At 67.5% G+C, this 22,476-nt stretch carries 17 protein-coding genes; 7 read left to right on the plus strand and 10 right to left on the minus strand.

Annotated elements, in window-relative coordinates:
* Positions 1-11: 11 nt before the first annotated feature.
* From PKE80_RS23045 to PKE80_RS23055, 3 genes are all read right to left on the minus strand, one after another.
* Complete coding sequence (locus PKE80_RS23045) at positions 12-1,718, minus strand: Hsp70 family protein (protein WP_271184538.1); 1,707 nt, start codon at positions 1,716-1,718, stop codon at positions 12-14.
* A gap of 116 nt (positions 1,719-1,834) precedes the next feature.
* The gene (locus PKE80_RS23050; protein ID WP_370424426.1) at positions 1,835-2,905 is read right to left on the minus strand and encodes a LacI family DNA-binding transcriptional regulator; all 1,071 of its coding nucleotides are present in this window, start codon (positions 2,903-2,905) and stop codon (positions 1,835-1,837) included.
* Between the two features lie 60 nt (positions 2,906-2,965).
* Positions 2,966-4,294, minus strand: coding sequence for an MFS transporter (locus PKE80_RS23055; RefSeq protein ID WP_271184780.1), 1,329 nt, complete (start codon positions 4,292-4,294; stop codon positions 2,966-2,968).
* A gap of 173 nt (positions 4,295-4,467) precedes the next feature.
* Between PKE80_RS23055 and PKE80_RS23060 the strand changes: the two genes are divergently transcribed.
* From PKE80_RS23060 to PKE80_RS23070, 3 genes are all read left to right on the plus strand, one after another.
* Complete coding sequence (locus PKE80_RS23060) at positions 4,468-5,616, plus strand: glycoside hydrolase family 68 protein (RefSeq protein WP_271184540.1); 1,149 nt, start codon at positions 4,468-4,470, stop codon at positions 5,614-5,616.
* A gap of 16 nt (positions 5,617-5,632) precedes the next feature.
* Positions 5,633-6,535 (plus strand): ROK family protein, encoded by a 903-nt coding sequence (locus PKE80_RS23065; protein ID WP_271184541.1) that lies wholly within the window; start codon positions 5,633-5,635, stop codon positions 6,533-6,535.
* Positions 6,536-6,729: 194 nt separating this feature from the next.
* Entirely contained in the window at positions 6,730-11,463 is a 4,734-nt protein-coding gene (locus PKE80_RS23070) for an NAD-glutamate dehydrogenase (RefSeq protein ID WP_271184542.1), read from the plus strand.
* Between the two features lie 147 nt (positions 11,464-11,610).
* Here PKE80_RS23070 and PKE80_RS23075 read toward each other — a convergent pair whose 3' ends face one another.
* Complete coding sequence (locus tag PKE80_RS23075) at positions 11,611-12,072, minus strand: Lrp/AsnC family transcriptional regulator (protein WP_271184543.1); 462 nt, start codon at positions 12,070-12,072, stop codon at positions 11,611-11,613.
* 106 nt (positions 12,073-12,178) lie between these two features.
* On the opposite strand from PKE80_RS23075, the gene phhA reads away from it, so the two are divergent.
* The 4 genes from phhA to maiA all read left to right on the plus strand — a co-directional run bounded on the left by phhA (position 12,179) and on the right by maiA (position 15,478).
* On the plus strand, positions 12,179-13,033 hold the full coding sequence (gene phhA, locus PKE80_RS23080) for a phenylalanine 4-monooxygenase (RefSeq protein WP_271184544.1): 855 nt from the start codon (positions 12,179-12,181) through the stop codon (positions 13,031-13,033).
* Positions 13,030-14,130, plus strand: a complete 1,101-nt coding sequence (gene hppD / locus PKE80_RS23085; RefSeq protein WP_271184545.1) for a 4-hydroxyphenylpyruvate dioxygenase — start codon at positions 13,030-13,032, stop codon at positions 14,128-14,130. The genes phhA and hppD overlap by 4 nt, the downstream gene beginning before the upstream one ends.
* A 122-nt stretch (positions 14,131-14,252) precedes the next feature.
* Positions 14,253-14,807 (plus strand): VOC family protein, encoded by a 555-nt coding sequence (locus PKE80_RS23090; protein WP_271184546.1) that lies wholly within the window; start codon positions 14,253-14,255, stop codon positions 14,805-14,807.
* Between the two features lie 5 nt (positions 14,808-14,812).
* Complete coding sequence (gene maiA / locus PKE80_RS23095) at positions 14,813-15,478, plus strand: maleylacetoacetate isomerase (protein ID WP_271184781.1); 666 nt, start codon at positions 14,813-14,815, stop codon at positions 15,476-15,478.
* On the opposite strand, the gene PKE80_RS23100 is transcribed toward maiA, so the two are convergent.
* The 6 genes from PKE80_RS23100 to PKE80_RS23125 all read right to left on the minus strand — a co-directional run bounded on the left by PKE80_RS23100 (position 15,456) and on the right by PKE80_RS23125 (position 22,322).
* Positions 15,456-16,130, minus strand: coding sequence for an HAD family hydrolase (locus PKE80_RS23100; RefSeq protein ID WP_271184547.1), 675 nt, complete (start codon positions 16,128-16,130; stop codon positions 15,456-15,458). The two genes, maiA and PKE80_RS23100, sit on opposite strands and share 23 nt — an antisense overlap.
* Before the next feature lie 78 nt (positions 16,131-16,208).
* Positions 16,209-17,474 carry an N-succinylarginine dihydrolase gene (locus PKE80_RS23105; RefSeq protein ID WP_271184548.1) on the minus strand — a complete coding sequence of 422 codons (1,266 nt, stop codon included), beginning with the start codon at positions 17,472-17,474 and terminating at the stop codon, positions 16,209-16,211.
* Between the two features lie 198 nt (positions 17,475-17,672).
* On the minus strand, positions 17,673-18,683 hold the full coding sequence (astA, locus tag PKE80_RS23110) for an arginine N-succinyltransferase (RefSeq protein ID WP_271184549.1): 1,011 nt from the start codon (positions 18,681-18,683) through the stop codon (positions 17,673-17,675).
* On the minus strand, positions 18,680-19,885 hold the full coding sequence (locus PKE80_RS23115) for a hydrolase (protein ID WP_271184550.1): 1,206 nt from the start codon (positions 19,883-19,885) through the stop codon (positions 18,680-18,682). Before PKE80_RS23115 ends, astA begins: the two co-directional genes overlap by 4 nt.
* Positions 19,882-21,303, minus strand: coding sequence for a succinylglutamate-semialdehyde dehydrogenase (gene astD, locus PKE80_RS23120; RefSeq protein WP_271184551.1), 1,422 nt, complete (start codon positions 21,301-21,303; stop codon positions 19,882-19,884). The genes PKE80_RS23115 and astD overlap by 4 nt, the downstream gene beginning before the upstream one ends.
* On the minus strand, positions 21,300-22,322 hold the full coding sequence (locus PKE80_RS23125; RefSeq protein WP_271184552.1) for a 2-oxoadipate dioxygenase/decarboxylase family protein: 1,023 nt from the start codon (positions 22,320-22,322) through the stop codon (positions 21,300-21,302). The genes astD and PKE80_RS23125 overlap by 4 nt, the downstream gene beginning before the upstream one ends.
* Between the last annotated feature and the right edge of the window lie 154 nt (positions 22,323-22,476).

Raw genomic sequence — 22,476 nt, forward strand, 5'->3', positions numbered from 1 at the left:
CTTGCCCGGCCTCAAAGCGGGCTGACGCGGTCGAGTTCGTCCAGGCGTTCCAGCAGGAAGCCGCGCGCATCGGCGATGCGGCGGGGGTCCTGCGTTTCCAGCGCGCCGACGAATTCGGTGATCCAGTGGCCGATTGCCTGCCGCAGGTCGCCGATGTGGTCCTCGTAGCAACGTTCGGCCCGCGCGATCAGGGCGACGTTGGCCGCGTCCTCGCGCGGGTGGAACTTGAGTTTGGCGAGGGCGGCGCGGCGTTTCTCGATGTCCCTGGGGTCGGGACGATCCTCTTCGTCAATGATGACGAGATTGCGGGTGGTGCCGTTGAGGGGCACGTGGACGTCGATCTCCAGCAGGCCCGAGCTGTCGTAGGAGAAACGCACTTCCGCGCTCACTTCTCCGGCGGGGCGCGGCGGGACGGGGACTTGCAGCTGGCCCAGACGGACGTTGCCGGAAACCTCGCGCGCCTCGCCCTGGTAGATGCCGAATTCGATCTGCTTCTGGCCGTCGCCCATCGTGTGATACGTGCTGACGCGGCTGACGGGGACGGGCGTGTTGCGCTCGATGATGGGCGAGAACAGCCCGCGCTGCAGGCCGCCGTAGCGGTCGTGCTCGGCCACTTCGACGCCCAGCGTGAAGGGGCACACGTCGGTGATGCGGATTTCCTCGAGCGCCGCGTCGCGCCCGACCAGGCCGGCCTGGATCGAGGCGCCCAGCGCCACTGCGTGGTCGGGGTGGACTGAGGAATTGGGGAAGCGGCCGAACAGCCGGGTGATCGCTTTGCGCACCACAGGCATGCGCGTGGCGCCGCCGACGAGGACCACGTCGGAAAGCTCCGCAGCCTCGATCGAGGAATCGCGCAGGGCACGCACGACGGGGTCGCGCAGGCGGCGCACGAGCGGTTCGCAGGCGGTCTCGAACTCGGCGTCGGTGACTTTCGTGGAGAGGCGTGTTTCGTCCACGGTCAGCGCGAACTCGGCCTCGCCAGCGGTGCTGAGCGCGCGGCGGCAGGCCTCGGCGGCGCGCTTGAGGAGGGCGTCGCGGCGCTCTTGCGGCAGGGCGTCGAGCAGGCAGTCAGGGTCAAGACGGCCACGCACGAAGCCGGAGAGCGCATCGTCGAAATCGTCGCCGCCGAGGCGGTTGTCGCCAGCCGAGGCACGAACCTCGACGATGCCGTCGAACATCTCGACGATCGAGACGTCGAAAGTACCCCCGCCGAGGTCGAAGACGAGGAACGGCTCGCGGTCGCCCTTGTCCTGCAGGCCGAAGGCAAGCGCGGCGGCAGTGGGCTCGTTGATCAGGCGGCGCACGGTCAGGCCCGCCAGCTCGCCCGCTCGGCGCGTCGCCTTGCGCTGGCGGTCGTTGAAATAGGCGGGGACGGTGATGACGGCTTCGGTCGGCTTCTCGCCGGTCAGCGCCTCGACATCACGGGCGATGGCAGCGAGGACGAGCGCGGAGAGGTCTTCGGGCGTGTAGTCCTTCCCGCCCAGCTTCGCGGTGCGCTGTGTGCCCATCATGCGCTTGAAGCTGGCAACGGTATCGGCCGGGTGCGTCGCCATGCGGTCGAGCGCCGGGGTGCCGATCCACACCTGCCCGTCTTTCGCGATGCTGACGGCGGAAGGGGTGAGCGGTTCGCCGAGCGCGTTGGGCACCAGCTGAGCCTCTCCGTCACGCCAGATGGCCACCGCGCTGTTGGTGGTGCCGAGGTCGATCCCGATCAGCATCGCGAGCCGGCCAATCCGTTCAGAAACACGCTATTCCCCGAAGATTCAACACGTACCGGGAGTGGTAGCGGGATCGTGGCAAGGGGATCAAGCCTGTCTCGTCACGATGCCTCCCGTCACGACCGCGTCGTGTCGCGCGCGATGAGTGTCGGGGGCATGACCTTGCTATGGCGCGTCTCGCCTTCGATCAGGGCGCGGATCTTCTCGACCATGACCTTGGCGCCCTGGCCGATCTCCTGCCGCACGGTGGTCAGCGGGGGGGAGGTCAGGCGAGCGAGCGGAAGGTCGTCGAAGCCGACGATCTGGACGTCTCCGGGTATCCTGCGGCCGCTTTCGTGCAGGACGTGCAGCGCCGACATGGCGATGAGGTCGGATGCGGTGACGATGCCGTCGAAGTCCGCTTCGGCGTCGGCGAGGGCTGCTTCGAGCTGGGGTCCCATCTCGGCGTCGGCGAGCTTGATGGGTACGTGCTTGATATGCAGGCCCGCAGCCTCCGCCGCCGCGCGCGCGCCGCGCAGGCGCATGGCGATCTCGATGCCTGCCGTATCGCCGAAGAAGGCGAGGCGCCGGGCGCCGCAGGCGATAAGATGCTCGGCGGCGAGGCGGCCGCCCAGTTCGTTGTCGGTGCCGACGACGACGTGCTTCTGCCCTTCGCGGTGATTGCCCCAGGCGACGAGCGGGCGGTAGTGCGAGACGACCTGGTCGATCACGTCCGACTGGTCGGACTGGCCGATCAGCAGAACGCCGTCCACCATGCCCGAGCCGGTGATGCGCTCCAGCCAGTCGGTCGTCCCGTCCGGGATCGCGCGGCTGAGCATGAGGTCGTAGCCCGCCTCCGTCAGCTGGTCGGCAAGGTGGCCGAGCAGGGTCAGGAAGAACGGGTCGGAAATCTGCTGGCGCTTCTCATGCCCCAGCGGGATGACCACGCCGATGACGCCCGTGCGCCGCGAGCGCAGCTTGCTGGCCATCTGGTTGGGACGAAAGCCATATTGCCGGGCGAGGGCCTGGATCCGCTCGCGTGTCTCGGCGTTGACGAGGGACTTACCCGCCAGCGCGCGTGAAACCGTACCTGCGGAAACCCCGGCCACGCGGGCGAGATCGGCGAGCGTGCGCACTTCGACATCCGGGCCGGATACATCCGCGCCAGACGCACTTGCGCCGTCGTTCCCCACGTTGTTCTCTTCCATCCCTGCCGCCATGTTGCACAGAGCCTTAGCACCCGGATTAACGAGCCGGAAGTAACTTGTTCAGTTAGTTGCCAGTTTCGGCTCCGGTCGGCCTCCAGCCTCGACGAAGATGGTGGCAATTGCACCCGCCACCATCAGCAATCCGGCAAGTATCAGCGCATTGCGCGGGTCGTTGCCGAGAATGGGGGCGTAGATGAGCGGCATCGTCAGGGCCTCGATCAGCATGGGGATGACGATGAACAAGTTGAAAACTCCCATGTAGATGCCGTTGCGCTGGGGAGGGATCGAATCGGCGAGGATCACGTAAGTATTGCCCATCATGCCCGCCCATCCGAAGCCGATGCCGATCATCAGCAGGCCGAGCAGCGGCAGTTCGCTGGTCGAGGGGATCACCAGCATCGACAGCCCCGATGCGGCGAGACAACCGACGTGCACCGATCGTGCGCCAAAGCGGCTCACCACCGGGATCAGCCCGATTGCGGCAACGAAGGCGACCGAATTGTAGAGCGCGCCCAGTTGCTGCTCGGTCAGCACAGCCTCGCGGAAGCGGGCCGAATGGACGTCTCCGGTGCCGAACAGCGAGCGCGAGATGGCGAAGGCGATGTACTGCCAGTAGACCATCATCGCGTACCACTGGCACAGCATGGCGAGCGCCAGCTGCCGCATCGGCCGCGGCATCTCGACCACCGCGTCGCGCACTTCGCGCAAGGTGGCGGGCAGGGTAAGGGGAGAGGCGGCGATGCGCTCCTGCTCCTCGGGAGTGAGCGGAAGCTCGGGCACGCGGGTGATCGACCAGAGCACTGTCGAGATCGACAGCACCGCGCCGATCACGAAGGCCATGCGGACGATCACGGGGATGCCGTTCGGTCCCAGCAGGTCGCGGTCCACGAACGTGGCCATGATCGAGGGCGCAAGGTAGGACAGGGTATGCGCCAGTCCGGTGAAGGCGCTCTGCACCATGAACCCGGTCGGTCGCTGGTGCGGTGCCAGTCGGTCGGCGACATAGGCGCGGTAAGGCTCCATCGTCACATTGTTGCCCGCATCGAGCACCCAGAGCAGCCCCGCAGCCATCCACAGCGTGGAAGAATTGGGCATCGCCAGCAGGCTGAGCGAACACAGGATCGCCCCGATTAGAAAGTAAGGTGCGCGCCGTCCGAGGCGGGAGCGGGTACGGTCGCTCATCGCGCCGATCAGCGGCTGGATGATCAGGCCCGTCACCGGTCCCGCCAGCCAGAGCAGCGGCATGCGCCCCTCGCTCGCGCCGAGGTAGCCGTAGATCGGCCCCATGTTCGCCTGCTGCAGGCCGAAGCTGAACTGCAGGCCGAAGAAACCCAGGTTCATCTCGACGATGCGGGGCAGCGACAGATGCGGCTTGAGGCCAAAGGGCATCCGCTTCTCCGAGTGCGACCGTTCCATGCCAGGCACCCCGGCAAGAACCCGTTGAATACCGGATGATATTCGTAAAGGCCAAGAAGAGATTGCACCACTTTCCCGCTCTGCGAGCGCAATAATGGAGCAATTAACATTTGCAGATATTGCAAACGATTGTACATCAGCCGCCCATGAACCCTCACCCCGCGACGCTCGAGTCATATCCCACCTTGCAATGGACGGCTCGGGATCTCGCCCGGCTACGGGACATTTCAATTCCGCGCGCGCCCGTCTTCACGCCTTCCGACGTGCGCCGGATTGCCGAGAATCTCGACGTCTGGGACGCATGGCCGCTTGCCTCCATGCACGGAATTCCGGTGCGCTGGCGCGGCGGTGAACTGTGGTTCGCACTCGCCGCTCCGGCCTTCGATGATCCGGAGGAGCGGCACGGCGCCGCGCGGATTCATCACTTCCACCGGATCGACGGGCAGTTCCGCCATATTGGCGCGACTTTCGAGGAAGGGTTCACGCCCGGCAGCCGCGAATGGTCCGGTTCGGCGCTATTCGAGGACGGCGTGGTGACCCTCTACTTCACCGCCGCCGGAGAGCGGGGCGAGACGGAGCCGACCTTCCGTCAGCGCATCTTCGCCTGCACGACCGGGCTGGCCGAGGCCGGCGACGGGGTCTTCACCGGCTGGTCCGGTCCGGTCGAGCAGGTGATACCCGCCAATATCGTCTACATGAATCGGCACGACGGCACGGGCGAACTCGGCGAGATCAAGGCGTTCCGCGATCCCGCGCCGTGGCGGGCCGAAGACGGCGTGGATCACCTCCTGTTCACCGCGTCATCGGCGCGGCATCTCGGGCTTCACAATGGCCTCATCGGCTGCGCGCGGCGCGGCGATGCCGATCCGGAAGGCGGCGTGTTCGAGAAGCGGCCGCCTCTGGTCGATGCCTCGGGCGTCAACAACGAGCTGGAGCGCCCGCATATCGTCGCGTACGATGGGCGGCTCTATCTGTTCTGGTCGACGCAGGCGAAGGTCTTCGCGCCCGGTATCGACGCGCCGACCGGGCTCTATGGCGTGGTGGCGGACGGGTTCGGGGGGCCATGGCAACTGCTCAACGGGCACGGCCTCGTCTTCGCCAACCCGCAAGGCGAGCCGTTCCAGGCCTATAGCTGGTGGGTGCTGCCCGACCTTTCCGTGACCAGCTTCGTGGATTACTGGGGGATCGACGATGCCGCAGCGAAGCGCAAACCCGAAGGGCGCGCGCACTTCGGCGGAACCTTCGCCCCCTTCCTGCACTTGCGTCTGGAGGGCGACGTCGCCACGCTGAGGTGAAGGACGGAGAGCGATCATGCACAAGCTCGCGGGGATCGAACTGGGCGGCACCAAGACCGTAGTGGTCCTCGGCGCGCCGGGCCGCATCGACGAGCGGCTGGAATTTCCGACTACCGACCCGGCGGAGACGCTCGGCCGTGCGGTCGAGGCGATCGAGGGCTGGCGCGACGACAAGCCGGTGGACGCCGTCGGCATCGCCAGCTTCGGCCCGATCCGCGTCTCGCGCGAGGCGGCGGACTACGGCACCATGCTCGACACCCCCAAGCTGGGCTGGGCGGGGGCCGAAGTGCGCGCCAAGGTGGCCGAGGCGCTGGCCTGTCCGGTCGCGCTGGACACCGACGTCAACGGCGCCGCCATGGCCGAGCACCGCTTCGGTGCCGGGCAGGGCTGCGAAACCATGGTCTACCTCACCATCGGCACCGGCCTTGGCGGCGGCGTACTGGTCGGCGGGGTGCCGGCTCATGGCATGCTGCACCCCGAGATCGGCCACGTGCGCCTGCGCCGCGCCGCCGCCGACCGTTTCGAGGGTGCCTGCGCCTTTCACGGCGACTGCATCGAGGGCCTGTTGAGCGGCCCGGCGCTCGCCGCGCGGCTCGGTACGCACCCCTCGCGCGTCGATCCCGAGAACCCGCTGTGGGAACCGGTCGCGCACGATCTTGCCGAACTGCTGACGATGCTGGTCCTGACCGTTTCGCCCCAGCGCATCGTCATCGGCGGTGGGGTCGCCGGTCGCCAGCCGCACCTGCTGCCGATGGCGGTGGCGCGCATGCCTACGCTGCTGGGCGGCTACTTGCGCGATTGCACGCGCGAGCGGCTTGCGGGCATGGTCGTGCCGCCGCTGCTGGGCGACGACGCCGGGCCGATGGGCGCGCTGCTGCTGGCGGCGAAAGCGTTCGAAGGGCACGTCGTCACGGCCTGACGCGGCGGTGTACCCAGAACACGCGCGAACGAATATTGCGCGGTCGAGAAATCGTGTTACACCCGCCTGCCGTTGAAAAATCCTGCCATCACCCGGATGCAGGATATGTTGCATCGGCCTATATGGTCACAAAGCCGCAGTCCTGACGCGCAAGAAGCAGGCACGGCACACGTTGGAAGATCGCGGAGAAAGCAATGAGCGCAGGCGAACTGACCGTCCCCAAAAAGGCTTCGAAGAAGCGGGGGGCTCTCTCGCCCGCCGCCTTGCACAAGGCGCTTGCCGGAGAGGTCTGCGACGCGCTGCTTCCCGGCGATGATCCGGAAGGATCGTGGATCGACGAGGCCGTGCGCTTCCTGCTCGCCACCGCCGAAGTGCGCGAGGCGGGCGAGCCGGTCATCGACCTGACTTCCGCCAGCGAGGAGCGCCGCATCCTGCGCATCGCGCTGATCAACGACGACATGCCGTTCCTCGTCGACTCGGCCGCCGCCGTGCTGGCCGAGGCCGGGCTGGTGATCGATCGCCTCGCGCATCCGGTCGTGCCCGTGCGCCGCGACGACAAGGGCCGCCTGATCGACATTGCCGCCGACCCGGCCGAGGCGACCGGCCGCGAGTCGATGATCTACATCGAGACGCCGCGCGGCGATGCCCGCCAGCGCCGCGAACTGCTGCGTGCGCTCGAAAGCGCCATGGCCGACGTACGCGCCGCCGTCACCGACTGGCCGCAGATGGTCGAGGCGATGCGCGCCGATGCTGACCGGATCGAGGATACCGAGGGCGCCGAACTTCTGCGCTGGTTCGCCGGGACCATGCTGACCCAGCTCGGCCACGTCACGCGGGGCCGGGACGGCAGCCGCAAGGCGCGCCTCGGCATCTGCCGCCGCCGTCAGGAGGACGTGCTCTCCGACGCCAGCTACGACCGCGCCTTTGCGGCCTTCGACGAGGCGCTTGCCGCAGGCAAGGTCAGCGCGCCGCTGGTGGTCAAGGCCAACCGCATCGCCACCGTCCACCGCCGCGTGCCGATGGACCTGTTCCTCGTCCCCGTGATCGAGGACGGCAAGGTCGCCGCGCTGTCCGTCCACGCGGGCATCTGGACCAGCGCCGCGCTCGCCACCCCGCCCGACCGCGTGCCCCGCCTGCGCCGCCACCTCGCCGCCTTCGCCGAGCGGCTGGAGTTCGACCCCAAGGGCCACACCGGCAAGGCGCTCGCCCATGCGCTGACCAGCCTGCCGCACGACCTCGTGCTGGGGCTGGGCGAGGCCGACGTCGAGCGTCTGGCGATGACCATGACGGGCCTCGTCGACCGTCCGCGCCCACGGCTGCTGCTGACGCGCTCGCCGCTGATGCGCCACTTGTTCGCCTTCGTGTGGCTGCCGCGCGACCTGCTTTCCACCCAGATGCAGCGCCGCATCCAGACCATGATCGAGGAGGCCGCGCAGGCCCCGACGCTCGACTGGAGCATGCAGGTCGAGGCGGGCAACCTCGCGATGCTGCGCTATACCCTCGACATTCGCGACGGCGTGCACGAGCCTTCCGAAGAGGAGCTGGACCATAACCTCCAGACCCTGCTGCGCGGCTGGACCGAGGCGGTCGAAGCGGCGCTGGCGACGATGCTGGAGCCGGGCCGCGCGGCCGCCGTCGCGGGCCGCTATGCCGAGGCGTTCCCGATCGGCTACCGCACCGATTTCGGCCCGCACGAAGCCGCGACCGACATCGCCGTGCTGCGCCGCATCGCGGTCGGCGAAGGCACCGAGGGTGAGGCCGCCGCGCACCGCGACGTGCGCTTCCACAAGCGCGAGGGCGATCCTGAAACCTGGGTCCACCTCAAGATCTACCAGTCCGAAGGCGGCTTGCCGCTGTCCGATGCGGTGCCCGCGCTGGAGAACTTCGGCTTCCGCGTCATCGCCGAAGTGCCGACCGCTCTGGAGAAGGGCAAGCTGGGCGTGATCCACGATTTCGTGCTCGAAACGCTCGACGGCCGTGCCCCGGCTGAAGTGCTGGATCAGGCCGCCTCGATCGAGGACGCGCTGCGCGCCGTGCTCAACGGTTCGGGCGAGAACGATGCGTTCAATCGCCTCGTCCCCGGCCTCGGGCTCGATAGCGGCGAGGCGAACTGGCTGCGTGCCTGGTATCGCTACTTGCGGCAGGCGGGAACGCATTTCGGTATCCCCACCGTGGTCGATGCGCTGCAGGGTGCGCCCGCCGTCACGACCGCCATCATCGCGCTGTTCCGCGCCCTCCACGACCCCGCGTTCGAGGGTGACCGGGCCGAGGCGCGCGCGCACTCCGAAGAGGCTATCCGGGTCGGGCTGGCGAACGTCAACGCGATCAACGACGACCGTTTGCTGCGCGCCTATCGCGACATCGTGCTGGCCATGCTGCGCACAAATGCCTTTGCCGCAGCGGGCGAGACGGCGCTGGCCTTCAAGTTCGATTCCGCCCTTGTCCCGGGCCTGCCCAAGCCGGTGCCATGGCGTGAGATCTTCGTCTATTCGCGCCGGGTCGAGGGCATCCACTTGCGCGCGGGACCGGTGGCGCGCGGCGGCCTGCGCTGGTCCGACCGCCGCGACGACTTCCGCGTCGAAATCCTCGGCCTGATGAAGGCGCAGCGGGTCAAGAACGCCGTCATCGTGCCGACCGGGGCCAAGGGCGGCTTCTATCCCAAGCAGCTTCCCGATCCTTCGCGCGACCGCGCGGCCTGGGCGGCCGAGGGGCAGGCGAGCTACGAGATCTTCGTCGATACGCTGCTGTCGATCACGGACAACATCGTCGGCGACAAGGTGGTCCACCCCGAGGGGATCGTGATCCGTGACGGCGAGGACCCGTATTTCGTCGTCGCCGCCGACAAGGGCACGGCCAAGTTCTCCGACGTCGCCAACGGCATCGCCGACCGGCGCGACTTTTGGCTCGACGATGCTTTCGCCAGCGGCGGCTCGAACGGCTACGACCACAAGGCCATGGGCATCACCGCCAAGGGCGCGTGGCTTTCGGTCCAGCGCCACTTCCTGGAAATGGGCGTGGACGTGCAGGTCGATCCGGTCCGCGTGATCGGCTGCGGCGACATGTCCGGCGACGTGTTCGGCAACGGCATGCTGCTGTCGAAGGCGCTCAAGCTGGTGGCGGCCTTCGACCACCGCCACATCTTCCTCGACCCCGAACCCGATCCGGCGAAGGCCTGGGCAGAGCGCCAGCGCCTGTTCGACCTGCCGGTGTCGAGCTGGAACGACTACGACAAGGCGCTGATCTCGAAGGGCGGCGGCGTCTTCCCGCGCAGCCTCAAGTCCATCCCGCTGAGCGAGGAAGTGCGTGCGGCGCTGGACATCTCGGCCACCGAGATCGACCCGGATTCGCTCATCACCGCGATCCTCTCGGCGCCAGTGGACCTGCTGTGGTTCGGCGGCATCGGTACTTACGTGAAGTCCTCGGCCGAAAACAATGTGCAGGTCGGCGATCCCACCAACGACGCCCTGCGCGTCAGCGGCAACGAACTGCGCGTGAAGGTGATCGGCGAGGGCGCGAACCTCGGCGTCACGCAGGCGGGCCGCATCGAGTTCGCATCGAAGGGCGGGCGCATCAACGCCGACTTCATCGACAACTCGGCGGGCGTCGACTGCTCGGACAACGAGGTCAACATCAAGATCGCGCTCGCCGCCGCCAAGCGCGCGGGCAAGCTACCCGAGAAGAAGCGCGTCGAACTGCTGCGCGCGATGACCGACGAGGTCGCGGTGCTGGTGCTTGAGGACAACCGCCTCCAGGCCCTCGCACTCTCCATCGCCGAGCGGGGCGGGGCGCAGGCGATCCCCTCGCATATCCGGCTGATCGAGACGATGGAGGAAAGCGGCCACCTCGATCGCAAGACCGAGGGGCTGGCCGACAACGACGCGCTCACCCGCCGCGCGCAGGACGGACGCGGGCTGACCCGGCCGGAACTGGCGGTGCTGCTCTCCAGCGGCAAGCTGCAGCTTCAGGCCGCGATCGAGGACAGCGCGCTGGCCGCCGATCCGGCGCTGACCGGGCTGCTGCTTGCCGCGTTCCCGCAGCCGATGCAGGACAAGTACGGCAAGTTCATCAAGGGCCACCGCCTCGCGAAGGAGATCATCGCGACCAAGCTGGCCAACCGCATCGTCAACCGCCTCGGCATCGTCACGCCGTTCGAACTGGCGGAAGAGGAGGGCGCGCACCTCTCGCAGGTCGCTGCCGCCTTCGCGCTGGCGGATGGCCTGTTCGGGCTGACCGCGCTGTGGGAGACGCTGGAAACCGCGCCCATGGCCGAGACGGCGCGCGTTGCGCTGTTCGATACCGTCGCCGTCGCGGTGCGGGGGCACATGGCCGACCTGCTGCGCGCGGGCGCGGGCCAGATCGCCCCTTCCGAACTTTCCGCAAGGCTGCAGAAGGGCATTGCGGCGCTCTCCACCGACACGGCGGAACTTCTCGGCGAGCGCATCGCCGCGCATTCGCGCAAGCTGCGTGACGGGCTGGTCGAACTCGGCGCGCCCGAGGATGTGGCGACCGAGGTGGCGCATCTGTTCGACCTCGACGGCGCGGTGGGCATCGCCTCGCTCTCGGCCGAGACGGGGATTGCGCCGCGCCGTCTCGTCACCGCCTTCACGCGGGTCGGTGCGGGCCTGGGCCTCGACTGGGCGCAGGCTTCGGCGGCGCTCATGAGCCCGTCGGACCCGTGGGAGCGCTTGCTGGTCGCGGGCCTCGCGCGCGATTTCCAGCAGATGCGGCTGGACTTCCTGCGCGGCCTCGCCCGGACCAAGGCGGGCAAGAGCGATCCGCTCGCCGCCACCGAGGAATGGGGCCGCCAGCACAAGAGCGCCATCGATGCCTTCCGGGGCATCGTCCACCGCGCGGAGAATGCGGTGGCGATCACGCCCGCGATGCTGGCGCAGATCGCCAGCCAGGCGCGGAACCTGCTGGGGCGGTGATTTCGCCGGAGGCACTTCGGCGATGGTCGGAGTGCCTCTTTCTTTTTCGTCATTGCGAGCGAAGCGAAGCAATCCAGGGCAGTCTTGCGCCGCTCTGGATTGCTTCGCTTCGCTCGCAATGACGAGGGGGGAGGAAGCGAGGCTGAACTACCCCACCGGAACCGCGCGGTCTTCCTTGATCGTCTCCAGCACGATGATCGACTTCACGTCGCGCACCCCCGGGATCCGCAGCAAGGTGCGCAGCGTGATCTGCGAGAGATGCTCCACGTTGCGCGCGATCACCCGGACCAGATAGTCCATGTCCCCGGTCACCGCATGGCAGGCGATCACGTAGGGATTGTCGGCGATCGCCTGCTCGAAGCGGGCGATGTTCTCGTCCACATGGGCGACGAGGTTGATGAGTACGTAGGCCTCCAGCTCGAAGCCCAGCCGCCTCGGGTCGAGCACAGGTGCATAGCCCCGGATCACGCCTTCATCCTCAAGGCGCTTGATGCGGCGGCTGACCGGCGTGGCGGAAAGCGCCACCCGCTCCGCCACTTGCGCCACCGGCATGCGCGCATCTTCCTGCAACGCCGCGATGATCCCGCGATCGAATTCATCCAGTTGCACGGATCACCTCTCTAGGCTGGTTTTATTGGGTGATTCCACCAATAGCACGTCTCTATGCCCTCGCAATCGCACGGAACTGAAGCGGGGCCTCTGGTATTGTAGTGTCATGAAGAAGCCGTCGACGATCACGTCAAACAGCGGCCTTCGGGGAGAGTATGACCGCGCCGCCGACGACTATACCGTCGCGCAGGATTGGCATGCCTATACTCCGGAGATGCACGCCCGCTGGCGCCGCCTCTACGCGCGCCAGTCCGCGCTGGTCCGCACCCATGCCTGCGCATCGTTCCGCGAGGGGCTGGCACGGCTGGACTGCGCCGAGGGCATCCCGCGCTTCGCCGACGCCAACCGCGTGCTTCAGGCGGCGACCGGCTGGCGGCTGGTGGCGGTGCCCGGCTTCATTCCCGATGCGGTGTTCTTCGACCACCTCGCGCACCGCCGCTTCCCGGTGACCCGCTGGCTGCGCGAGGAGCACGAGCTGGACTACCTCGCCGAGCCGGACGTCTTCCACGATTTCTTCGGCCATGTGCCGATGCTGCTCGATCCGACCATCGCCGATTTCCTGGACCTTTACGGCAAGGCCGGGGCGCGGGCGATGGCGATGGGCGCGCTGGACATGCTGGCGCGCATCTACTGGTACACCATCGAGTTCGGACTGGTGCGGGAGGACGGCGCGCTGAAGGTCTTCGGCGCGGGGATCATCTCGTCGGCGGGCGAGACGCGCTTTTCGATCGAGGACCGCAAGGTGCTGCGCCTGCCGTTCGACCCGGTGCGGGTGATGCGCACGGGCTACATGATCGACAGCTTCCAGAAGACCTACTTCGTCCTCGAAAGCCTGCCGCAGCTGATCGACGCGCTCGTCAGCCTCGATTTCGGCCCCGTCTACGAAACCTGGCGGCACGAACCGCCGCTTCCGGCAGGCGAAGCGCTGCCGGAAGAAACCCCGATAGGAGCACTCGCATGACCGATCTTTTCGACAATCCCATCGGTCTCGACGGGTTCGAGTTCGTGGAATTCTCCGCGCCGGACAAGGGCATTCTGGAGCCGGTGTTCGAGGCCATGGGCTTCTCCCGGATCGCGCGCCACCGCTCCAAGGATGTGGAACTGTGGCGGCAGGGCTCGATCAACTTCATCACCAATTACGAACCCGGCAGCCCCGCGTGGTTCTTCAGCCGCGAGCATGGCCCGTCGGTCTGCGGCATGGGCTTTCGCGTGCGCGATGCCCGGGCGGCTTATGCCGAACTGCTGGCGCGCTCGGCCGAGCCGGTGCAGGTGGCGACCGGGCCGATGGAACTGCACCTGCCGGGCATTCGCGGCATCGGCAATTCGATCATCTACCTGATCGACCGCTACGAGCGCGGCGGGGACGGCGCGCTGTCGATCTACGACATCGACTTCGATTACCTGCCCGGCGTCGATCGCCACCCGGCGGGCGCGGGCTTTGCCGAGATCGATCACCTCACGCACAACGTCTACGGCGGGCGCATGGCCTACTGGGCGGACTATTACGAGAAGCTCTTCAATTTCCGCGAGATCCGCTACTTCGACATCAAGGGCGAATACACCGGCCTCACCAGCCGCGCGCTGACGGCGCCCGACGGCAAGATCCGCATTCCGCTCAACGAGGAAGCGGAAGGCGGGAAGGGCCAGATCGACGAATTCCTGCGCGCTTTCAACGGCGAGGGCATTCAGCATATCGCGCTGATCTGCGACGATCTCCTCGCCGCGTGGGACAAGCTGAAGGCGTTCGGCGTGCCGTTCATGACCGCGCCGCCCGAGACGTACTACGAGATGCTGGAGGAGCGCCTGCCCGGCCACGGCCAGTCGGTCGAGGCGCTGAAGATGCGCGGCATCCTGCTGGACGGGACGACGGAGGGCGGAAGCCCGCGCCTGCTGCTGCAGATCTTCGCCGAGGCGCGCGTCGGGCCGGTGTTCTTCGAGTTCATCGAGCGGCGCGGCGACGACGGCTTCGGCAACGGCAACTTCAAGGCGCTGTTCGAGAGCATGGAGCGCGACCAGATCCGGCGCGGCGTGCTGAAGGTGAGCGAACCGGCGGAGTGACATGACCGCCCCCTCTCGTCATTGCGAGCGCAGCGAAGCAATCCAGGGCAGTCTTGAGCCGCTCTGGATTGCTTCGCTGCGCTCGCAATGACGGGATGAGGGTAAAGATCGGGAGAGAACCAATGACCAATACCGCACCCACCCTCGGCGGCATCCATCACGTGGCCTACCGCTGCAAGGACGCCAAGCAGACCGTGGACTTCTACCGCGACGTGCTCGGCATGGATTTCATGCTGGCGATCGCCGAGGACACGGTGCCGTCCACCGGTGCGCCTGATCCCTACATGCATGTCTTTCTCGACTGCGGCGGCGGCAACGTGCTGGCCTTTTTCGAACTGCCCAACGCGCCTGATATGGGCCGCGACGAGGCCACCCCTGCATGGGTCCAGCACATCGCCTTCAAGGTGGAGAGCGAGGGCGACCTCCTCTCCGCCAAGGCCCGCGCCGAGGCCGCCGGGCTGGAGGTGATCGGACCGACCCACCACGGCGTGTTCAAGTCGATCTACTTCTTCGATCCCAACGGCCACCGCCTCGAACTCGCCTGGCAGTTCGGCACCGTGGACCAGATGGCGTCCCTGCGCGCCGTCGCCGACGACATGCTCGACGAATGGGCGCGCACTCGCAAGGCACCGCGCCATGCGGCGTGGCTGCACGAGAAGATCGCGGCGGAAAGCTGAGTGCCATGCTGCGGCTCCACAGCTACTGGCGCAGTTCGACGAGCTACCGGGTCCGCATTGCGCTGAACCTCAAGCGGCTCGATCATGAGAACGTGCCGGTGAACCTGCTGGCGGGAGAGCAGCGGGGTGAGGGTTATCGGGCGCTGAACCCTTTCGCGGGCGTGCCGATGCTGGAAGCGGACGGTGCGGTGCGGGCGCAGTCGATGGCGATCCTCGAATGGCTGGACGAGCGCTATCCCGAACGCCCGCTCTTGCCGGAGGGCATCGAGGAGCGTTTCGCGGCGCGCGAACTGGCCTCGGCTATAGCCACCGAACTGCACGCACCGCTCAACCTGCCGGTGCTGCAGTACCTAAAGCACGACCTCGGCCATGCTCAGGCGGACGTGGACTTGTGGTACTGGCACTGGCTGGAGAAGACCCTGACCGGCGTGGAAGCGCGGCTGGCGCAGCGCGGCTCGGGCGATTTCCTGTTCGACGCGCCGGGGTACTTCGAGTGCGTCGCCTTGCCGCAACTCTACAACGCGCGGCGTTTCGCGTTCGACCTGTCGGGCTATCCGCACCTCACGCGGATCGAGGCGGCGTGTCTGGACCTGCCGGAATTTCTGGCGGCGCACCCGGACCATCAGCCCGAAGCGAGCGGGACGACAATCAGCCCTCGACCGGCGCCATGAGCAATTCGCGCAGCGCGTCGAGGCTGGGCAGAACGGTCGCTCCGGCCGCGGTCATCTCCTCGGTCGCGGGGAGCAGGTCGGGAACCATGATCGTGGCGATCTCCGCCGAGGTGGCGGAGAACACGCCCGCATAGCTGTCCTCCACCGCCAGGCACTGCGCCGGATCGATGCCGAGGCGGCTGGCGGCGAGGAGGTAGGGCTCCGGGCTCGGCTTGGGCCGGGACACGTCGCTGCGGGTGACGATGACATCGAAGTAGTCGAACAGCCCGGCCTTCTCCAGCCGCCGCTCGGCCAGCCCGCCGTCGGTCGAGGTACACAGGGCCATCGGGATGCCCGCGCTGCGGAAATGCTCGAGGATCAGCACCGCGCCGGGGCGCAGTTCGACGCCTCGGTCCAGCATGGCCAGGAACAGCGCGTCCGCTTCGTCGTAGAAACGCGCCAGCGGAAACTCAGGCCCGAGGCGCTGGGCGAGCATCTTCTCGTTGAGATCGCGGCTGACGCCAACCATCGAATCGAGGATTTCCTCCGACAGCGGCCAGCCGATCGCGTGCGAGGTCTTTGCATAGCTGCGATGATGCGCCGCTTCGGTGGCGATCAGGGTGCCGTCCATGTCGAAAATGGCTGCGCGGATGGGATTGGGAAGCTCGGGCATGGTCTCAATATGTAGACACCGTGCGAGGAGGCCATTGCAAAAAGCGGAACTAGCAAAGGACCTCGCGCAAGTGAGGAATTATCCCGCCAGTTCCTCCAGCCCCAGTTCCCTGCACAGAGCCGAGCGCGCCTCCACGCAGGCGGCCCATAGCGCAGGGCTGGCGAGGTCTTCCACTGCGATATGCTCGGGCCAGAGGCGGGCGACCAGCGCCTCGATCCGGTCCAGTTTTTCCGGGCTCGCGATGAAGCGCGGATCGATCGTCGCGGGATCGGCGACGACGCGCAGGCGCAGGCAGGCGGGGCCGCCGCCGTTCGCCATGCTTTCGCGCAGGTCGTGCACGAAGAGGTGGCGGATCGGGCCGTTCCCCGCGACATGTGCCTCCAGCCAGCGCCAGACCGAGGGCGTCTCGCGCGCTTCGCCGGGGAGCACCAGCGCGGCTTCTCCCGAGGGCAGCGTCACTAACTGGGCGTTGAACAGGTAGGAGGTGATCGCGTCCGCCAGGCTGACTTCGCTGGCGGGGACTTCGACGATTTCGATTTCCGGCAGCTTCGCACGCAGCTCCGCATAGAGCGCATCGCGGTCGGCGAAGGCCAGTTCGTGAGTGAACAGCACCCGCTCGTTGGCCACGGCGACGACATCGTTGTGGAACGCGCCCGCCGCGATCGCCTCGTCCGACTGGCGGGCGAAGACAGTGCGCGTCGGCGAGAGGCCGTGAATGCGCGCGACGGCTTCGCTTGCCTCGCGATGCTGGCGGGCGGGGTAGGGGGCGGCCCCGGTACTTGGGGTCACGCCATAGACGAAGACTTCGATGCCCGGCGTGTCGTGGCCCGCGCACAGCCGCATGTGGTTGGCCGCGCCCTCGTCGCCGAAGGGCGCAGGGACCGGCGCGTGGACGGCGAAGTGCGCCTCGTTTGCGAAGGCGATCTGAAGTTGCACCAGCGTTTCGCGCCATTCGTGGCTGCGGTGGGGCATCGTCACGAGGTTGGCGACGGTGAGGTGGCAGCGTCCGTCCGCCGTGTCTGCCGCGGGCGAGACAGTCGCCGCGTTCGCCGCCCACATCGAGGAGGCCGACAGGGAGTTGGCGCGCAGGACCGCGTCTGCGGCCTCGACCGTGGTGCCGAGCTGGTGCAGCCACACTTCGTCGGGGCGCCGCTGGGGGAGGAAGAAGCCCTGCGCCAGCCCGCGCTCCAGATTGGCGCGCATCTTAGCCAGCCCCTGCAGCGCAGCGGCGCGCGGGGCGGAAACCTTGCCGAAGTTCCTCGTCGAGGCGAGGTTGCCGAGGCTCAGCCCTGCATAGTTGTGGCTGGGGCCGACGATGCCGTCGAAGTTGATCTCTGTGCGCATTCGGAGAGCCTAGCTGTCGGGGGCGGTGTAGGAAAATGGTTTCGGGCGGAGACCCTGTCAGAGGTGCTTCAATGCTCCGACAGGCTCAGCACTCGGGTGCCACCCTTACTCGTCATTGCGAGCGCAGCGAAGCAATCCAGGGCGGCCTAAGACTGCCCTGGATTGCTTCGCTGCGCTCGCAATGACGAAAGTGGAGGATCACGCCGGAGCGACCGTCACCGCATCGCCCACGCCGATACCCAGCAACCCTGCTGCTGCCTCGTCCAGCACGCCGTCATCGCTCACGCAGCCGAGGCAGGCGCGGAAATCCGCCAGCCGCCCGGTTGCGATCAGGTGCGTCGGCTCGCTTTCCTGCACCGGGACCACCGCCGATACCGTCACCGTCTTCGCCTGTTTCACCGTGCGGATGCCATCGGTCTTCGCGATCATCGTCGGGCCGCCGTCGAAGATATCGATGTAGTTCTGGAAGGCGAAGCCCTCGCTTTCCAGCATCCGCATCGCCGGGCGGCCGGAATAGTGTGGCTGGCCCATCACCTGCCGCGCGCCTTCGGAGAGCAGCGCGGTGTAGATCGGGTGCTTGGGCATCAGGTCGGCGATGAACTGGTTGCCGTGCTTGGCGTTGAACTCGTCGGCGTCGCGGAAGCTCATGTCGAAGAAGCGGCCCGCGAGGCCGTCCCAGAACGGCGAGTTGCCCGCCTCGTCGATGGCGCCGCGCAGCTCGGCCAAGGTCGTCTCGCCGAAACGCTCGCGGTGCATGGCGATGAACAGGTAGCGGCTGCGGGCCAGCAGCTTGCCGACACCTGCCGAACGCTCGGTGGCGTCGAGATAGAGCCCGCCGACTTCGCTCGCCCCGTCGAGGTCAGTGGACAGGGTCAGCATCTCGGCGCGGAAGGTGCGGTCGAGTTCCTTGGAATGCTGGGTGATGCGGCCGATGCGGTAGGAATAGAACGGCAGCTCGGTGCCGACTTGCGAGAACGCCTGGCAGGTGCCGCGCACCTTCCCGGTTTCGGTGTCTTCGAGGATGAAGGCGAAGAGGTCGTTGGCGATTTCGCCGTCATCGCGGGCGAAGCATTTCGCGGCGCGTTCCAGCTTGGCTTTCAGTGTCGGCTTGTCGGGCGGCAGGTTGGTGAAGCCGCCGCCTGTGCCCTTGGCCATACGGTAGAGCGCTTCGAGATCGCCCTCTCGTGCGGTGCGCAGCAGGAAGGTCATGCGTGTAGTGCTCCCCGGTCGAGACGGTGCAGGACGAGGGCCGTAAGGCGGGCGCGGGCGTCTAGCGAACTGGCGATCATGAACTCCTGCGGTGAATGGATCGAGCCCCCCAGCGCGCCCATCGTGTCGAGCACGGGAACGCCGCAGGCGGCGATGTTGTTGCCGTCGCACACGCCGCCGGTGTCTTGCCAGCGCATCGGCTGGCCCAAATCGGCGGCGGCCTTGCTGACGAGGCCGAACAGCGCCTCGGTCTTCGGCGTGATCGGCTTGGGCGGGCGCGAGACGTGGCCGTGGAGGTGGATATGGACGTCGTGCACCGCGCTGACCTCGGCGACGGCGGCCTCCACCAGCGCGCGGGCGATTTCCGCCAGTTCCGGCGAGCGGGGGCGCAAGTTGAAATGCAGGATCGCAAGGTCGGGCACGGTGTTGTTGGGCGCGCCGCCCTCGATCCGGGCAGGGTTGATGGTGAGGCCGTCACGAATGCCCGCCGCAAGCCGCAGCGCGAGGTCGCTGGCGGCAAGCACGGCATTGCGCCCGTCCTGCGGATTGCGCCCGGCATGGGCGGAAAGCCCGGTGACGACGGCGGCGTAATTGCCCGAACCCGGCCGCGCGCGGGCCATCGAGCCGTCGGGCAGGCCGGGCTCGTACGTCAGCGCCGCCAGCTTGCCTTGCGCCAACTGCGCGATCAGCGCGGCGGAGGACAGCGAGCCGGTCTCCTCGTCGCTGTTGATGAGCACGTCGTAGCCCATCATCGGCGTACCGTGCTCGAAGGCGAGGAGCCCCGCGAGCATCAGTGACAGGCCGCCCTTCATGTCGGCGGTGCCGGGGCCGTTCAGGGTGTCCGCGTCGAGCCAGGTGCAGCTCTGGAACGGGTGCTCGCGGGCGTAGACGGTGTCCATGTGGCCGGTCAGGATCACCCGGTGGTCGGCCTCGGGCCGGACCGACAGGACGAGGTGGCGACCGTGTCCGACTTCGCGCAAGTGGCCCTTGCTGTCGACTTTCTCGACCGGCGCGGGATCGACGAGGCGGACCTCGCCCGGCAGCGCGGCGAAGGCGTGGGCCAGCCGGTCGGCCATCGCCTCAAGGCCGTCCAGATTGCCCGTGCCGCTGTTTATCGCGGCCCAGTCCAGCGTCCGGTCGAGGATCGGCGCACGCTCGATCGTTTCGAGCAGGTCCAGTTCCTCGCCCGAAAGCGCGCTCATGGCCTGAGCTTGCCGTTCAGGGCGCCTGCGTTGCCCGAGGCGTCCGCCGCCTCGAAGCTGGCGACCGGGTAGGCGCAGTAATCAGCGGCATAGTAGGCGCTCGGCCGGTGGTTGCCGCTCTCGCCAAGTCCGCCGAAGGGCATCGAGCCCGCCGCGCCGGTCGTCGGGCGGTTGCGGTTGACCACGCCCGCGCGGCATTCGACGAGGAAGCGCTCCCACAGTGCGTCGTCGGCGCTTACGAGCCCGGCGGAGAGACCGAAGCGGGTGTTGTTCGCGGCTTCCATCGCGGCGTTGAAGTCCGGCACGCGGCTGACCTGCAGGACGGGGGCGAAGATTTCCTCGTCCGGCACGAACACGCCGGTCACGTCGAGCATGGCGGGTGTGACGAAGGCGGCGGAGCGGCCCTCGACGCCGTTGAAGGGGCGGATCACCTTGGCGCCGCGTGTCACGAGGCCGTCGAAGCGGGCCTTCGCGGCGGCGGCAGCAGCATCGGAGATCAGCGGGCCAATCCACGGCTCGGGCGTCTCGTTCCAGGCGCCGATGACGATGCGGTCGGCGAGGGCCGCGATGGCCTCCACCAGCGCGGAGCCGAACTCGTTGTCGGGAACGATCAGCCGCCGCGCGCAGGAGCAGCGCTGGCCGGTGGTGATGAAGGCCGATTGCACGACGACCGACGCGGCCTCGTCGACGTCACCGTCCCAGGCCACCAGCGGATTGTTGCCGCCCAGTTCGAGGGCGAGGATCACGTCGGGCCGGTCGGCGAAGACGCGGCGGAAATGCGCGCCCGCGCCCGCCGAGCCGGTGAAGAGCAGCCCGTCGATCGCGCCCGCGACCAGCGCCTCGCCGGTTTCGCGCCCGCCCTGGATGCACTGGAAGACGTGGGGGTGATCTGCAAGGGCCTCGGCCCAGCACCCGGCCATCAGCGCGCCGGTGGCGGGCGTCATCTCGGAGGGCTTGAAGACCACCGTGTTGCCCGCGAGCAGTGCGGGGATGATATGGCCATTGGGCAGGTGGCCGGGAAAGTTGAACGGACCGAGCACCGCCATCACGCCGTGGGGACGGTGACGCAGCACGGCCTGCCCGAACGGCATGTCGGTGCGCTTCTCGCCCGCGCGTTCGGCCTGCGCCGCGATCGAGATGCCGACCTTGCCGATCATCGAGGCGACTTCGGTGCGGGTTTCCCAGAGCGGTTTGCCGGTTTCGCGCGCGATGGTCTCGGCCAGGGCGTCCTTGCGGGCTTCAAGCGCCGCTTGGTAGCGTTTGACCCCCTCCAGGTGCCGTTGAGTGCCAAGCTGCGACCACGTACCAAACGCCTTGCGGGCACGCAGCAGGGCAGCGGAAACCGCTTCGGAATCAGCGACTTCACCTTCCCAGACAAGCGTGCCGTCAACCGGATCGAAGGATTTGAGGTTGGTCATGCCTGCTGTCTCGTCACCGCGAAGATTCCGGTCGCATTGCCACTGTCGAAGGTGAGGTCGAGGAGGCCGGTTTCCGGATCGATGTCGCGCGAAATGAACTCGTAGAACGACCCCGGAACTTCGCGGATGACCTCGCTGCCGTCTTGCAAGCGGAAGGGCCGCGAGACCTTGTCTGCCAGGATCGCGGTCTGTCGCACGCGGCCGTTGCGGGAGATCTCGACAGCCGGTTTCAGCGGATAACCCTCTGATTTCAAAGACTCGGAATGAGCCTCGACGTCGGGGACGCGGGTGGTCGCATGGTTGAAAGCATTGCCCTCGGTGGCGATCCAGGCACCTTCCTTGCTATGCTCCAGCAGCGCTTCGTAATCCGCCAGCGTCGGGGCAGCGTGCTGCCGGTCGAAGGCACGCAAGGCCCCGCGCAGAATGGTCACCCCGTGCTCGATCGAACAGTCCCCATCGCGCGCGAGCGTATAGAGCGCGGCCCACTCGGCTTCCCCCAAAGGATCGACGGACGCCCCGAATATGGCGGCTGCGGCGGCCTGTGCGGTGTCGGGAAGCTGGTCGATGTGCAGTTCGGAGACGAAGAACTGCGGCACGGAGGCGGGCAGGTCGATCTGCACATAGGCGCGCCCGGTCATGGTCAGTGCGGGCAGGGGGTAGAGCCCGCGCACTTCATAACCCAGCGGAGCGAGAAAACGGCCGAATGCCTCGTGTCCCGAGGGCAGAGCGCCGGTCGCGCCGTCTATCGTGCGCAGGGCGCCGTGGTCGAAGACGATCGGCTCACCGGTGGCGCGCATCCACTCGATATAGCGGGCGGCGGTCGGTACTCGCTCCAAAAGGTCGAGGAAAAGCGCGGCGTTGAGCGCCATGGCCACTTGCGCGCGGCTGGCGCGCTCAGCCGATCCGGCCAGTTCCGGTGCGATCTGAAGCGTCTCCAGAGCCTCTTGCGCCTTGGCCTCGCCGACAATCGGCGCCAGCAGGCGAGCGAGCGTTCCAAAGTCCGAAGATGCAGGAATCATCGATCCCCCGTTGTTCATTTATTGCGTGTACAGGAAACATAGGAAAGCCATTTGCGGAAGTCCATGCCTCTGCGGAAGAAGCCTGCGAGGCAGCATCTTTGTGTTTTCAAGGTAGGCGCTTAGAAGGCCATCAGGTCAATGGATGGAGCGGGTT

The organism is Novosphingobium resinovorum (assembly GCF_027922145.1).
Taxonomy (GTDB): Bacteria; Pseudomonadota; Alphaproteobacteria; order Sphingomonadales; family Sphingomonadaceae; genus Novosphingobium; species Novosphingobium resinovorum.